Annotated in this window: 11 protein-coding genes, 1 tRNA gene and 1 other RNA gene; 12 read left to right on the top strand and 1 reads right to left on the bottom strand. The window is 41.8% G+C overall.

Annotated features, from left to right (window positions below; genetic code table 11):
• Positions 1 to 3 precede the first annotated feature (3 nt).
• From rlmB to ssrA, 7 genes are all read left to right on the top strand, one after another.
• Positions 4 to 732, top strand: coding sequence for a 23S rRNA (guanosine(2251)-2'-O)-methyltransferase RlmB (gene rlmB, locus EO126_RS08330; RefSeq protein ID WP_006556608.1), 729 nt, complete (start codon positions 4 to 6; stop codon positions 730 to 732).
• A 19-nt stretch (positions 733 to 751) separates the two neighbouring features.
• Positions 752 to 1,288: an NYN domain-containing protein gene (locus EO126_RS08325; RefSeq protein WP_006556609.1), complete on the top strand. Its 537-nt coding sequence runs from the start codon at positions 752 to 754 to the stop codon at positions 1,286 to 1,288.
• 81 nt (positions 1,289 to 1,369) lie between these two features.
• Positions 1,370 to 2,041, top strand: a complete 672-nt coding sequence (gene sigH / locus EO126_RS08320; protein ID WP_006556610.1) for an RNA polymerase sporulation sigma factor SigH — start codon at positions 1,370 to 1,372, stop codon at positions 2,039 to 2,041.
• A gap of 14 nt (positions 2,042 to 2,055) precedes the next feature.
• A complete protein-coding gene (secG, locus tag EO126_RS08315) occupies positions 2,056 to 2,292 on the top strand; it encodes a preprotein translocase subunit SecG (RefSeq protein WP_006556611.1) in 237 nt (78 codons plus the stop codon).
• A 54-nt stretch (positions 2,293 to 2,346) separates the two neighbouring features.
• A complete protein-coding gene (gene rnr / locus EO126_RS08310) occupies positions 2,347 to 4,812 on the top strand; it encodes a ribonuclease R (protein ID WP_420883049.1) in 2,466 nt (821 codons plus the stop codon).
• Between the two features lie 28 nt (positions 4,813 to 4,840).
• Positions 4,841 to 5,320: an SsrA-binding protein SmpB gene (gene smpB / locus EO126_RS08305; RefSeq protein ID WP_127008447.1), complete on the top strand. Its 480-nt coding sequence runs from the start codon at positions 4,841 to 4,843 to the stop codon at positions 5,318 to 5,320.
• A gap of 200 nt (positions 5,321 to 5,520) precedes the next feature.
• Positions 5,521 to 5,863: a transfer-messenger RNA gene (gene ssrA / locus EO126_RS08300) on the top strand.
• A 156-nt stretch (positions 5,864 to 6,019) separates the two neighbouring features.
• Here ssrA and EO126_RS08295 read toward each other — a convergent pair.
• The gene (locus EO126_RS08295; RefSeq protein ID WP_006556614.1) at positions 6,020 to 7,498 is read right to left on the bottom strand and encodes a DASS family sodium-coupled anion symporter; all 1,479 of its coding nucleotides are present in this window, start codon (positions 7,496 to 7,498) and stop codon (positions 6,020 to 6,022) included.
• A 208-nt stretch (positions 7,499 to 7,706) separates the two neighbouring features.
• Here EO126_RS08295 and EO126_RS08290 point away from each other — a divergent pair.
• The 5 genes from EO126_RS08290 to EO126_RS08270 all read left to right on the top strand — a co-directional run bounded on the left by EO126_RS08290 (position 7,707) and on the right by EO126_RS08270 (position 13,874).
• Positions 7,707 to 7,790 (top strand) — tRNA-Leu (locus tag EO126_RS08290).
• Between the two features lie 216 nt (positions 7,791 to 8,006).
• Positions 8,007 to 8,561, top strand: coding sequence for a YagU family protein (locus EO126_RS08285; protein ID WP_006556615.1), 555 nt, complete (start codon positions 8,007 to 8,009; stop codon positions 8,559 to 8,561).
• Positions 8,562 to 9,035: 474 nt separating this feature from the next.
• Entirely contained in the window at positions 9,036 to 9,599 is a 564-nt protein-coding gene (locus EO126_RS08280) for a TetR/AcrR family transcriptional regulator (protein ID WP_164726729.1), read from the top strand.
• Complete coding sequence (locus EO126_RS08275) at positions 9,592 to 10,722, top strand: efflux RND transporter periplasmic adaptor subunit (protein WP_006556617.1); 1,131 nt, start codon at positions 9,592 to 9,594, stop codon at positions 10,720 to 10,722. Before EO126_RS08280 ends, EO126_RS08275 begins: the two co-directional genes overlap by 8 nt.
• A gap of 11 nt (positions 10,723 to 10,733) precedes the next feature.
• Complete coding sequence (locus EO126_RS08270; RefSeq protein WP_127008441.1) at positions 10,734 to 13,874, top strand: efflux RND transporter permease subunit; 3,141 nt, start codon at positions 10,734 to 10,736, stop codon at positions 13,872 to 13,874.
• The last annotated feature ends 203 nt before the right edge of the window (positions 13,875 to 14,077 follow it).

Below are 14,077 nucleotides of genomic sequence, written 5' to 3'. Positions count from 1 at the left end.
CTCATGAGTGATTATATTGTAGGGCGCAATGCAGTGCGTGAAGCTTTGCGGTCGGGACGTACCATTCAGCGTCTGTTTATTACCAATGATAAAGTACAAGGCTCCTTACAGGAAATCATAGGCCTCGCTAAGGACAAAGGCATTGAACTTCGTCGTGTAGATGATAAACAGCTCAGTAAATATGCAGATGGTGTGGTCCATCAAGGCGTGGTGGCTTTGGCTGCGCCGGTTAAATTTGCTGATTTAGGTGAAGTATTGGCTGCTTGGCCGGCCGATAAAGCACCGCTTTTAATATTGTTGGATGGTATAGAAGATCCTCATAATATGGGGGCGATTATTCGAACGGCCGAATGCTGTGGAGCAACGGCGGTACTGATTCCGAAACGACATACGGCACCGATTAATGCGACGGTTGCCAAAACATCGGCGGGGGCTGTTGAATCAATTCCTTTGGTACAGGTCGGCAATGTAGCGCAGACGATTGAAGAACTTAAGAAACAAGGTTTCTGGGTTCTGGGGGCCCATATGGAAGGACAACAGACTTTGTATCAAGCCGATTTAACGAGCCCGCTTGTGCTTGTTATCGGTAATGAAGGCAAAGGCCTCAGTCGTTTGACTAAAGAACGTTGTGATTTTCTCGTAACGATTCCTATGTATGGGCGTTTAAATTCATTAAATGCATCGGTAGCGGCCGCTATTTTGATGTATGAAGCAGTTCGGCAACGTCAATAAAGAGGAGTGAGGCTCCGACATGAGAGAAGATATTTTAATTGTTGACGGATATAATGTTATTTTTGCGTGGCCGGAACTTAAAAAAATAAGTAAAAGTTCATTGGAGCATGCCAGGGGTCGTATTAAGCATATGTTGCAGAATTACGGCAAGCATAAAGGATATCGGGTTATATTGGTTTTTGACGGTAAATATGCCCATCCCGGCAGTGCCGAAGAGTTTATGACTGATGATTTTTTAGAAGTATATACGGCTGATGGTGAAACAGCGGATTCTTATATTGAACGGACCGTTTTTACTTTTAGAAATTCCTATGCCAATGTATATGTATGCACTTCCGATTATGCGGAACAAAGTCAGGTGCTCGGTTTCGGTGCACTTCGCATTTCCGCTCGCGAACTTAAAGCGCAGGTGGAACGAGCCAAAATTGATGAACAGCGTTATTATAAAGGACTTCACAATCGTGACAGTCTGCAATTACAACGCAATGAGCTGGGGTATCAAATTGACGGTGAAGTGGCTAAACAGTGGGAAACCCTGCGACGGGGCAAGAAATGACCTTGCAGAACTGAAGGCTATCAAGTATAATGAGAGTTACATTAGTTAGGTTCTGCGAATCCGGCAGAGTGGGAGGTCGGCATGTGCGTTAATCCACGCGTAAATGATGAGTACCGTCGTTATGTAGATTTAACAGATGAGGAAATTTGTAAATTAGCGCAAGAACAAGATGACCACTTGGCGGTGGACTATCTTGTGGATAAATATAAAAACTTTGTGCGTGCCAAGGCACGGTCTTATTTTTTAATCGGAGCGGACAAAGAGGATATTATTCAAGAAGGAATGATTGGTCTTTATAAAGCAACGCGCGATTTTAAAGGGGACCGGTTGGCGTCGTTTAAAGCTTTTGCCGAATTATGTGTTACCCGGCAAATTATTACAGCCATTAAAACGGCGACTCGGCAGAAGCACATTCCGCTCAATTCCTATATTTCGCTGAATAAGCCGATTTATGCGGATGAGACAGAACGTACCTTGATGGATGTATTAATCGAAGGTCAAGGGACGGATCCTGAAGAACTCTTCATCAATCGTGAAGAATTTTCCGATATTGAAGAAAAAATGGGGTCCATATTAAGCGATTTGGAAGGCAAAGTGTTGATGGGTTATTTGGACGGTAAATCCTATAATGAGATTGCCGCTGAATATCATCGCAGTATTAAATCCATTGATAATGCATTACAACGCGTAAAGCGTAAGTTAGAAAAATATTTGGAACATCGCAGTGAGTTGGCAAAAAAGAATGAGCCTTAGGAAGGATGACAATTGTGAGAAATTTCTTGATGTTTGCAGAAGTGGTAGTTGCTATTTTATTGATTTTGGTGGTTGTATTACAATCTAGTAAAAGTGCCGGCATGGGCGGCGCCGTGAGTGGTGCGGCCGATTCCGTATTTGGCGGTAAAGCGCGCGGTATCGATGGTTTATTATCTAAATGTACTATCGTATTGGGTATTGTTTTTGCCATTTTAAGCTTATTCTTAGGGATTTACTTGAATCAATATTAATAGGAGCCTGCCTTGTGCAGGCTTTTTTGGTAGGGGTAAACGGTTATGGAAGAGATGAAAGATAAGATTTTAGCGTTTTTTAAGGCCATTAGTCCGGAAGCGTATCATATTGAAGATGCGGCGTATATTTTGGGCATAAAAGGGTCTGAAGAGTTGGAAGCTTTTATGGGCGATGTTGAGGCGCTGACCAAAGAGGGGTTACTGGAATCACGGCCGGGCGACTATTACAAATTCATCGATAAAGCTGAAGAAGCAAAGAAAAAGTTTGAAGAAGTACGGGAATTTGAAGGCACGTATAAGAGTCTTCGCAACGGGCGCGGCCTTGTTATTGATGATACAGGCTTGCACGAAGTTAATATCGGTGCCGGCGACCGTAACGGGGCTATGCATAATGATAAAGTCTTAGTTCATATCTTTCGATTCGGTCATGTCGGTGAGCAGCGCCACGAAGGTCGTGTTGAAAAAGTCCTTGAACATGTGAATACGGCTATTGTGGGCACGTATGACCGTCAGCAGATGTTCGGCTTTGTAACGCCTGATGATGAACGTCTTGTTGATGATATTTATGTAGCTTTACCGGATACCATGGAAGCTCGCAGCGGGGCTAAAGTATTGGTAGAAATAACCAATTGGCCGGATGGTAAGGGCCGTCAGCCGGAAGGTAAGATTACGTCTATTTTAGGCTATAAAGGCGATGTGGGCGTGGATATTAACTGTGTGATGGCACAGCATAAGATTCCGTTCGAATTTCCTGAAGCCGTTTTAAAAGAAGCCGATCGAGTATCGTTTAATGTGGCCGTTGACGGCAAACGCCTCGATTTACGTGATGTACCGATGATTACTATTGACGGTGAAGATGCCAAGGATTTGGATGATGCGGTAAGCTGTAAACAAATGGCTAACGGTCATTATAAACTAGGTGTTCATATTGCTGATGTAAGTCATTATGTTCGCGGTAATACTCAGCTCGATAAAGAAGCCTATAAACGCGGCACCAGCGTGTATTTGGTTGACCGGGTTGTTCCGATGCTTCCCACCAAATTATCTAACGGTATCTGCAGTCTTAATGCTAAAGAAGATCGTTATGCCATGAGCTGCATTATGGAAATCAATCATGCCGGTCGTGTTGTCGATTTTACAATCAGTCCGTCCGTCATTCGGGTTGATCGCCGTTGCAGTTATCCTGAAATATATAAAGCGTTGACACAGAGCATTATTCCGGATGATTTGTTACCGCTAATGCCTATGGTTCATGAACTCCATGAAGTCGCCAAAATTTTAATACAAATGCGTGAAAAGTCCGGTGCCATTTCTTTTGAATTTCCGGAATATAAGATATTATTGGATAATGAAGGTACGCCTCTTAAAATCGTACGTAAAGACCGTTCGATTGCCGAAAAAATTATCGAAGCATGCATGTTGATTGCCAATGAAACGGTGGCATGTTATTTGCGCGATACTCATAAACCGGGTATTTATCGTATTCATGAACAGCCTAGTGAAGAAAAGTTGCAAGCTTTGCAAACCGTAGTAACGTATTTAGGCAAGCCGTTCCATTTAGCGGATGGTGCGGTTGAACCAAGAGATATTCAAAAATTCTTGGACAGTATAGCCGGAACAGAGATTGAGCCGATTGCTCAAATTATGACCTTGCGTTCTATGCAACAAGCACGCTATTCATCGGTTAATGTGGGCCACTTTGGCCTTGCTTCGGCATGCTATACCCATTTTACATCACCGATTCGTCGTTATCCGGATTTAATTGTTCATCGTTTGTTGAAGAAACGTTTGCACTGGGGCGACGGTTATAATAAATATGATGATACGGATGAATATTTAGCCAAAGCGGCTGATCATTGTTCTATTCAGGAACAAATTGCGGTTGCGGCCGAACGTGATACGAATGACCTTAAAAAAGTACAATATATGGAACCGTTTATCGGTGAAGTTTTTGACGGTAAAATCAGTTCCATTACATCATTCGGCATGTTCGTAGAGCTCGAAAACGGTATTGACGGTTTAGTTCATATCGCCACGATGGATGATGACTATTACTTCTTTGATGAAGAACATTTCTTGTTGGTAGGTCGTCGTACGGGGCGGACGTATCATCTGGGACAAGAAGTTAAAGTTACGCTTATTAAGGCTGATAAGGATAAAAAACAAATCGATTTCTTACTTGGTGAAGTAGATGCTCAGACGCTAATTGAAAAATCGTTGGCCGGAGAACATCGTCGTGCCGGTTTAGGTAGTCGAGGCATGCGTTCCGGTAAGTCGGGAAAAAACGGCAAATCCGGTAAGGGCGGTAAAGGTTCTAAGGGTGAAAAGAGCAAGAGCAGTGACAGTGCTAAAGACGGTAAAAACGGTAAACGCAAGAGCGGAAGCGGTGCTAAATACAGCTGGCAACGTGATTATGAAGATACTATGCCGGCGGCTTTTGCCAGATTTGCCAAAAAATCTAAAGGCAAGAAGCAGAGCAAGAAAGTAAGTCACAAGAAGAAATCAGGTAAGAAAAAATAGCAGTACATGAAGTTTTAGGAGGTAGTTTGTGAGTAAGTCTAAGAAAGATAGTACCAGTTTAATTGCCGATAATCGTAAGGCCAGACATGATTATCACATTCATGAGACCTATGAAGCGGGAATTGCCTTGACCGGTACTGAAGTTAAGTCGATTCGTCAGGGCCGACTTAACTTAAAGGACAGTTATTGTGCGATTCAGAATGGCGAAATGTTTTTGTTTCAAGCTCATATCAGTCCCTATGAGCAGGGGAATCAGTTTAACCATGAGCCGATGCGCACGCGTAAGTTATTAATGCATCGTAGCGAAATTCATAAATTAATGGGTCAGGTTAAGGAAAAAGGATTTTCTTTGGTACCGCTCAATTTTCATTTTGCACATGGTTTAATCAAGGTGACGGTAGGGCTCGTAACCGGTAAGAAGAATTACGATAAGCGTCAAGATATGGCTGAACGTGATGCCCAACGTGATATTCGTCGTCGTATGAAAGAACAAAGTTGCGATTACTAATTAATATGCAATGTGAAATATAGACGCTTTGAGGTATATTCTTTCAGATATGCCTCGGCGTCTAAAATATTATGTTTATGCATTTTTTATTAGTGGCTTTTAAAGAATCAAATGTACTGTAGATTTAAACTGTCAGTTCAAAATATACCATTTTGTTTGACAGTTATGGTACAGTTGTTTATAATTAATCATGCACACATGGGGACGTAATGGTTTCGACAGGGGTGCGTGTATCACAGATAGCGAGTCGGCGTTCCATTTGGCCGTTAAACGGTGGAACTTTTAAATTAAACGCAAAAGAAAACTTTGCATTAGCTGCATAAGCTACGTCTTACTCTGATCTGCCCGTGATCGGGGATAAGGCGTCAAACTACGGGCTCGCCTAATATATTTGCTCTAGTATAGTAGGTTAAACAACAGAGCTGGGTTAATATAGTTTGTCGTTGTACGAAAGTTAGCTGAGATCTAAAACATCGTCTGCACTCGGAGAAGTCTGTGGGGCAACGCTTCTGGACAGGAGTTCGATTCTCCTCGTCTCCACCAGATTCTAAAACAGCCACTACTTAAGGGTAGTGGTTTTTTATTTGTTCATATCATGAAAAAGCGGTAACGAATCGTGAATTGAATCACGATTCGTTACCGCTTTAAGTTTAGTGATTAATGGTTTAATCTAAAGTCCGCTATTTTGTTAAAGTTTGATTAAATCAATTTAGGTAAAATAAATTCAATCCAAGGAATACCGATTACGATGAATATAACGAGGTAAATGATACCGAAGATAGCACCCAATTTCCAGAATTCAGGACCTTTTACATAACCGCTGGCGAACCATACAGGGCTATGACCGGTACCGTATGGTGTTAAGATACCCATAATGCCCATTGGCAAGAGTAAGATAATCATAATTTGGCTGGCATCAGCTCCCGGAATTTGGAGTGCCAAGGCGGCGAATAAACCGACCATAGCCGTTACATAGGCTGTACCGGAAGCGAAGAAATAACGAAGTACACAGAAGGCGATAAGCATGCCTAAGGTAGCCATAGTTACATCCAAGCCTACGAGGTAGGAGCCGGCAGATTTTGCCAACCAGTCAAGGAAACCTACATTTTTAAGACCTGCAGCCATAGGAACTAAGGTGGCAAACCAAGTCAATACATTCCATGCCGGTTTGTTGGCGAGAAAATCATTCCAGGTGATGATTTTAAATAACACCATCAGGATGATAACAACCAGTGCTGTTGTGGTTGGGTTTACACCAAAAGTAGAAGATCCGATCCAGAGGGTTAAGGCAATGAGGGAGATAATCGCCATGGCGATTTCGGATTTGCTCATAGCCCCCAATTTATGGAATTCTTCCTTGGCCCATTCGGCAATTTCAGGAGAACCTTTTACTTCCGGCGAGCAAAGGTAATATGTCAGAATTGGTGTAATTAAGAATAGAATAATGCCTACAGGAGCTACAGCCAAGAACCAGCTTGTCCAGTTAACAGTGGCCACCCCCGATTTGGCGGCCAGTTCAACGGCTAACGGATTCGGAGCCTGACCGGTGAGGAACAAGGTACTGGATACACAAGTGGTAGCCAAGCTGATCCAGCATAAATAAGAGCCGATGCGGCGAGGGTTTTTATCCGGATAGCTGTCAAACATAGGGCAAATACTGGACACGATAGGGTAGATGGTACCACCGCTACGGGCTGCATTACTTGGGATAAATGGTGCTAAAATAAGATCGGTAATAGCAATGGCATACCCAAGACCCAGGGAAGATTTGCCTAATTTTTGAACTAAGAATAAAGCGATACGTCGGCCCAGACCACTGTTTTGGTAACCGATACCGATCATGAAGGCCGCAAAGATTAACCATACGATGGCGTTGGAGAAACCGCTGAGCCCCCAGTTAATTGCTTGAGCGGCAGTCGTAGGGACGATTTTACCGGCTTTTTCAACAACCGGCATACCTACGCGGAAGAGAACCGCTAAAGTAATTGCAATCATGCCGATAAAAGCAGGTGGCATCGGTTCGAGAATAAGACCAACGACTAAGGCGGCAAAAATACTTACGAAAATCCAGGCACCGGACGATAATCCCTCCGGAGCGCCGATAGCGAATACGATTAAACCCACAATAATCGGGGCCAGGTATTTACCAAGGGAACTAAAACTTAACTTTGATATCATATTTTTTTGTCTCCTTTCTATTGATACAAAAGTACCTCTTATTATATAGAAGATTAGAAAATAGTAAAGTAAATTGTTCATAAAAAATACATGTTATGAGAAATAGACATAAGTTACCAAATTTATTTTTAAAATTTGAAAATTTTTTGTAAAAAATTTGTTGACAGCTTTGTAAAGTTTGCGTATAATAATCATTGTTCCGAAACACGCCGGAGTGGCGGAATGGCAGACGCACTTGACTCAAAATCAAGCGGGTAACACCGTGTGGGTTCAAGTCCCACCTCCGGCACCAGATTAAAAGACGCTCAGTTGAGCGTCTTTTTTTATTTTAATTTTAAAGTAAATGCATTTTAAGGCAATTATATTATTACCAACATTCATGTATAAGCTTGACATGTTAAGAATTGAGTGAAAATGAAATTATTTGAGCAAATTTAATGGCGATTTAATCAATAAAGTGATATAATACTATTATTGAGGAAGTATTTGTAAGAAAGGGGGCTTTGTGATGAAAGTAGGTTTTAATTACATCACAGAACCAAGCAGACGTCGTGTAGGTTTGTCTGTTTTAATCGGTATTATTGTCGGCATTATAGGTGCCATTGCTAAGTGGGGGTGGGAAGTTCCGTTTCCTCCGCGTGATCCTAATATTTTTTGGCCGGTTGATGCCATGTCGCGTGTAACACCACCTAAAGTAGTTTTGGATATGTTGCATATGCCTGATTTATCGTATACATTCTCCGGTGTACAGCTACCGCTTGATGTATTTATTGTGCATGTTTTATTCTCTATTGTATTTGGTATTATGTACTGTGTAATCGCTGAATATTGGCCGCGTATTAAAATGTGGCAAGGTTGCGTGTTTGGTTTCTTTGTATATTTATTTGCCCATGTAATCGTTATGCCACTTATGGGATTAGTACCGCCTTTGGCACAGATTCCGTTTGATGAAAATTTATCTGAACTATTTGGTCATCTTTGGTGGTTATGGATTATGGAAGTTGCCCGTCGCGATTTACGTAATCGTATGACCGGAGAACTTGACCCGGAAAAATATATGTAAGTAATATAAACCTCTTTACCTCCCGGTTAGTATATGGTGTCTTTTTAAGGCATATAATGTATATACTAAAATAGTGGGATGGTGAAGAGGTTTTTTATATCGAAAAAAGTTGAAGATTATAGTATAATAATTATTGACAAAGTATGCTTTTTTCGATAAACTCAAGACTGGTACTAGAGTTTTCACTTCGGTTTGCAGCGTGAGTTGAAAGCTTTTTTAGAATAAAAACATTGGTAATGCGTAAAGTTTATCAATTTTTTATATAGTGTTTACTTTATAATCGGATGGAGTGTGCCGAATTGTAAGGTAAGTGCTGTGAGAATGTGATTGTTATAGTGTAGTGGGTACCGATTTTTATAAAGAGGTAAGCAGTATAGTGTAATAATTGCTTTGTTGTTTTTATGTGTTCTGTGGAAGGTATCTTGTAGTGTTTATGTTGACACGAAAGTGTGCCTGTTGATGGAGGAGGCGACTATGAAGCAGCGAATTATTGATGCGGCCGTAGCCGAAATAGAATTACACGGCTCGTCATTTCGGATGGATGATTTGGCAAAGCGTCTAAATATTAGTAAGCGCACTTTGTATGAAAATTTTCATTCTAAAAATGAAATTATTGAACGGATTTTATTTGATAAGGGTCAAGATTTCTATAATTTGCATAAGCAAATTTTGGAAGATGACAGTTTGGACGTTGTGACTAAATTAAAAACCTATTTTACAGTAAAATCCGATTTGTACGCTGCAATCAGCGGGGATCACTATCGATTAATGTTTGCGTCTGTACCGTCTCTATTAGATCAGGTAATGCGAACATTCGAGCGAGATTGGGATTTGTTTGGTGACTTTTTAAAAGAACAGCAACGATTAGGCATTATAAGAGATTTAAATATTGATATATTATTGCTTATGTTGAAGGGCGTAGTTAAGTCTGTGTTCTATGATGGACAACGGAATCCGCAGGATTGTATTGATATTTTAACAGAAGCTATGAATATAATCTTACATGGTATTTTAAATGAGGAGACAGAGAATGAATAAGTTTCGATTGTTTGGGGGCATTATGGCCGGGTTGGCGATGATGCTGATCGTAGCCGGTTGCGGTAAGGAAGAAGCGCAACAACAGGCTGTAGTGGTAAATACATATAAAATTGTGGCTACCGATACACAAATTGCTACATCGTTTAACGGTACGATTACTTCGCAGAATTCGACAGCAGTTCATGCGCGCGTATCCGGTCATGTGGTAGAAAAGTATGTAAAGGGTGGGGAGCAGGTTGTTAAAGGTCAACCGTTATTCCGTTTAGATTCGCGTCAATACGAAGCTAATTTAGCAAGCGCACAAGCTACTGCGGCTTCCACCAATGCATCGTATTTAAATGCTGAACGTGATTTACAGCGTTATCAACAATTAGCTAATGAAGATGCTATCGCACGTCAGACTTTAGATACACAAGCCAGCACAGCTGAACAGCAAAAAGCAGCTTTAGCGGCAAATGATGCAGCTGTTCGTATTGCACAAGACAATTTACAAGACACTGTAATTTATGCACCGTTTGACGGTACGTTAGAAATGGATGATGTTGATTTAGGTGCTTATATAACAGCAGGCAGCACTACTTTAGTTACGATTAATACGGTTGATCCTGTATACGTAGAATTTGCCATGAGTGAAGCTGAATACCTTGATTTTATGAAAAACAAACAAGGTCAAAGCTTAGACAATGTACCATTACAACTTCGTTTATCTGATGGTTCTATTTATCAATATACCGGTACATTGGTACAGGCTGCCAAAAATCTTGACAGTACATCCGGTCAGTTGATGTTCAAAGCATCTTTCCCAAATCCGCAGCATATGTTATTACCTAATATGTATGCATCCGTTGTATCCTCCGGGGATATTATTAAAGGCGCTATCTTAGTTCCTACTAAAGCCATTACCTATGTATTGGATAAATCCTTTGTGTTTACTGTTGATGAAAATGGTAAGGTTACCCAAACACCGGTTGAAACCAGCGGTACTCAGGGTATTTATACAATTGTTAAGAGTGGGGTGAAACCGGGAACAACCGTAGTTGTTGACGGGTTAACCAAGATTCGTAACGGTGTAACAGTTAACCCTACGGCGTTGACTAAAGAACAGATTGAAAAGATGAAATAAGGGGGGACACTGTGTCGAAATTTTTCATTAACCGACCTATCTTTGCCATCGTTTTGTCCTTGATTATTACGATTGTCGGCCTCGTGTCAATGTTAACCTTGCCGATTGCGCGTTATCCGGAGATAACACCGCCACAGGTACACGTAACGACCAGTTACGTAGGGGCGTCTGCAGATGTTGTAAGTGATACAGTAGCATCCGTAATTGAATCCCAAATCGTAGGGGTTCAAGATATGGACTACATGACTTCTACCAGTAGCAGTAGTGGTAGCTACTCCTTGACAGTCCAATTTAATCAAGGTACTGATGCGGATATGGATACGGTAAATACCCAAAACCGTGTACAACGTGCTTTAGCATCCTTGCCGTCGGAAGTACAGAATGTAGGCGTTATAACTACTAAATCTACCGGCGATATGTCCTTAGTATTTGTATTGAAATCTAATGATGCTAATGTATATGACCAAACATTCTTAAAGAACTACGCATCCAACTATATGATGGACGAAATTAAATCCATCAAAGGTGTTGGTAGTGTGCAGGAATTCGGTGCTGACTTCGCTATGCGTGTTTGGCTTGATCCAAGCAAAATGTCACAGCATAATGTGACTATTGCCGAGGTAACCAGTGCTATTTCTGCGCAGAACAAACAGGCGGCAGCCGGTTCCTTAGGTACCGACCCGACGCCTAGTACGCAACAAATTTCGCGTAATATTTCCATTCAAGGTCGTTTGATTACGCCTCAAGAATTCGGCAATATCGTTATTAAAACTGATAGCAACGGTAATTTACTTCGCTTAAAAGACGTGGCTACTATTCAGCTTGGTTCTGAAGACTACGGTTTTAACGCCAAGAGTGACGGACGTCCAATGGCGGCTTTTGCCGTATCCTTAACCAGTGATGCGAACGCGATTGAAACAATCGGTAATGTAAAGAAAATCTTGGAGAGACAAAAAGACAGCTTGCCACCGGGCGTAGAATATACGGTTATCGTAGATAACACGAACTTCGTTGTTGCGTCCATTGAAGAAGTAGTTCAGACATTCGTGGAAGCCTTGATTTTAGTTGCCTTGATTGTATATATCTTCTTACAATCCTGGCGTTCCACATTAATTCCGATGATTGCCGTACCGGTATCTTTGCTTGGTACCTTCGCGGCGTTTGAAGTGTTAGGTTTTACTATCAATACCTTAACATTGTTCGCTATGGTATTGGCCATCGGTCTCGTAGTCGATGATGCTATCGTTGTTATTGAAGCGGTAGAGTACGAAATTAAAGTCAACGGCTTACCGCCACATGATGCGACGATTGCCGCTATGAGAAACGTTCAAGGTCCGGTTGTCGGTATTGCTTTCGTATTGGCATCCGTATTCGTACCGGTATCTTTTATGGGTGGTATGACCGGTATCTTGTATAAACAGTTCGCCTTGACAATTGCCGTATCAGTAGCTATTTCCGCTTTCGTAGCGTTGACCTTGACGCCGGCACTTTGTTCTATGATGTTAAAACCACATGTGCCTCAAGAACATGAAAACTTATTGCATCGCGGTCTTAATAAATTTAATGATGCGCTGGATCGTTTTAGTGATTGGTACGGTTACCAATTAGCTCGTTTGGCTAAACATTTATGGATTACAGTTGCCGCTTTATTGGCTTTTGCTTTAGTATCGGTTGGTGTATTCCGCGTATTGCCGACCGCTTTCGTACCACCGGAAGATAACGGTTACTACATGGTTGCCGTAAACTTACCGGAAGGGGCTACTTTATCGCGTACGATTGCCGTACTCGATAAAGTACAGGGGTTTATGAATGAAGATCCGGATATTGTCGACAAAGCAGGGATTGCCGGTTTTGATATTTTGGCCAGTGCTCAAAAAACAAGCGGCGGTCTGATGTTTGCTACTTTGTCTGACTGGAGTCAGCGTAAAGGAGCCGGTCAGGATGTTAACAGCAAAATCGGTAAATTGATGGGCTATGCGGCCACTGTTCCGGAAGCTACCATTTTGCCGTTGAACCCGCCACCAATTCCGGGTTTAGGTAACTCCGGCGGTTTCTCCATGTATATTATTAATAAAGCCGGGGATTCCACCGCAAAAATGGCTACCGTTGTTAATGACTTCTTAAGTGAAGCACGTAAACAACCGGTATTCGGTTCTATTTATACGACATTTACTGACAGTACGCCATCTTATGATTTTGACATTAATCGTGACAAAGCAGCCCAAGACGGCGTGAGTGTGTCTGATATCTTTACCACCTTGCAAGGTTACTACGGCTCTATCCAGGTTAATGACTTTAACCAGTTCGGTAAAACTTATAAAGTTGTTATTCAAGCCAACCAGGATTACCGCGTTTCGCCTGAAAACAACAATAATATCTATGTAGCTAACAGCAGTGGCACCTTATATCCGGTAGCCAACTATGTTAAAGCTGTATCGTCTACATCGGCATCCACGATTACTCGTTTTAACAACTATCCGGCTGTTAAAATCGGTGGTTCCGAAGCATCGGGATACAGTTCCGGTGATGCCATTGCGGCGCTTGAACAAGCAGCTAAAACCTTGCCGCAAGGCTATGATTATGACTGGGCCGATCAAAGCCGTGAAGAAGTTAAAGCCGGCAGCCAGACTATCCTTATCTTAGGCATGGGGATTATCTTCGTATTCCTCGTATTGGCCGCCTTGTATGAATCCTGGAAAGTTCCGTTTGCCGTATTGTTCTCCGTACCATCCGGTATCGTAGGGGCAGCTACAATTCCTTGGTTGTTGAACTTAACCGGGTCCTATAGCTTGACCAATGATATTTACTTACAGATTGGTTTATTGACCTTGGTCGGCTTAGCGGCGAAGAATGCGATTCTGATTATCGAATATGCGAAGATTCGTGTTGATGAGCGTGGCATGCGCTTTGTCGATGCGGCCATCGAAGCGGCTAAGATTCGTTTACGTCCTATCTTGATGACGTCCTTAGCGTTCATCTTGGGATGTATTCCGTTGGCTATTTCCAGCGGTGCCGGTGCGGGTGCTCGTGTATCCATGGGTATCACGGTAGTAGCCGGTATGACATCTGCTACTATATTCGGTATCTTCGTAATTCCGATGCTGTTCATCTTGATTGAAAGCATCGGTTCCGGTAAAAATAAAAAGCACTAATACCGGTAAAAGTAAGAAAAACTAATATGGTGTAATAAAGTGAGTATGTTCTTTAGATCATACTCACTTTTTATTTCAATCTAATTAATGCATATTATGTATAACTTAAATGAAAGAATATATGATATAATAATGATAATTAAAAATACACAAAAGTATAAAGACAGGAGGCGAAGCGTAGTTTGTGGGCAGCGGTGCGAACT

The sequence above is a fragment of the Veillonella seminalis genome, assembly GCF_003992065.1.
GTDB lineage: Bacteria > Bacillota > Negativicutes > Veillonellales > Veillonellaceae > Veillonella_A > Veillonella_A seminalis.
This window is presented reverse-complemented; position numbering and strand designations above follow the sequence as displayed.

Bases quoted from the DNA above. Each gene is read 5' to 3' on its own strand.
- rlmB (WP_006556608.1), top strand. From the start codon at position 4: ATGAGTGATTATATTGTAGGGCGCAATGCAGTGCGTGAAGCTTTGCGG.
- EO126_RS08325 (WP_006556609.1), top strand. From the start codon at position 752: ATGAGAGAAGATATTTTAATTGTTGACGGATATAATGTTATTTTTGCG.
- sigH (WP_006556610.1), top strand. From the start codon at position 1,370: ATGTGCGTTAATCCACGCGTAAATGATGAGTACCGTCGTTATGTAGAT.
- rnr (WP_420883049.1), top strand. From the start codon at position 2,347: ATGAAAGATAAGATTTTAGCGTTTTTTAAGGCCATTAGTCCGGAAGCG.
- EO126_RS08295 (WP_006556614.1), bottom strand. From the start codon at position 7,498: ATGATATCAAAGTTAAGTTTTAGTTCCCTTGGTAAATACCTGGCCCCG.
- EO126_RS08285 (WP_006556615.1), top strand. From the start codon at position 8,007: ATGAAAGTAGGTTTTAATTACATCACAGAACCAAGCAGACGTCGTGTA.
- EO126_RS08280 (WP_164726729.1), top strand. From the start codon at position 9,036: ATGAAGCAGCGAATTATTGATGCGGCCGTAGCCGAAATAGAATTACAC.
- EO126_RS08275 (WP_006556617.1), top strand. From the start codon at position 9,592: ATGAATAAGTTTCGATTGTTTGGGGGCATTATGGCCGGGTTGGCGATG.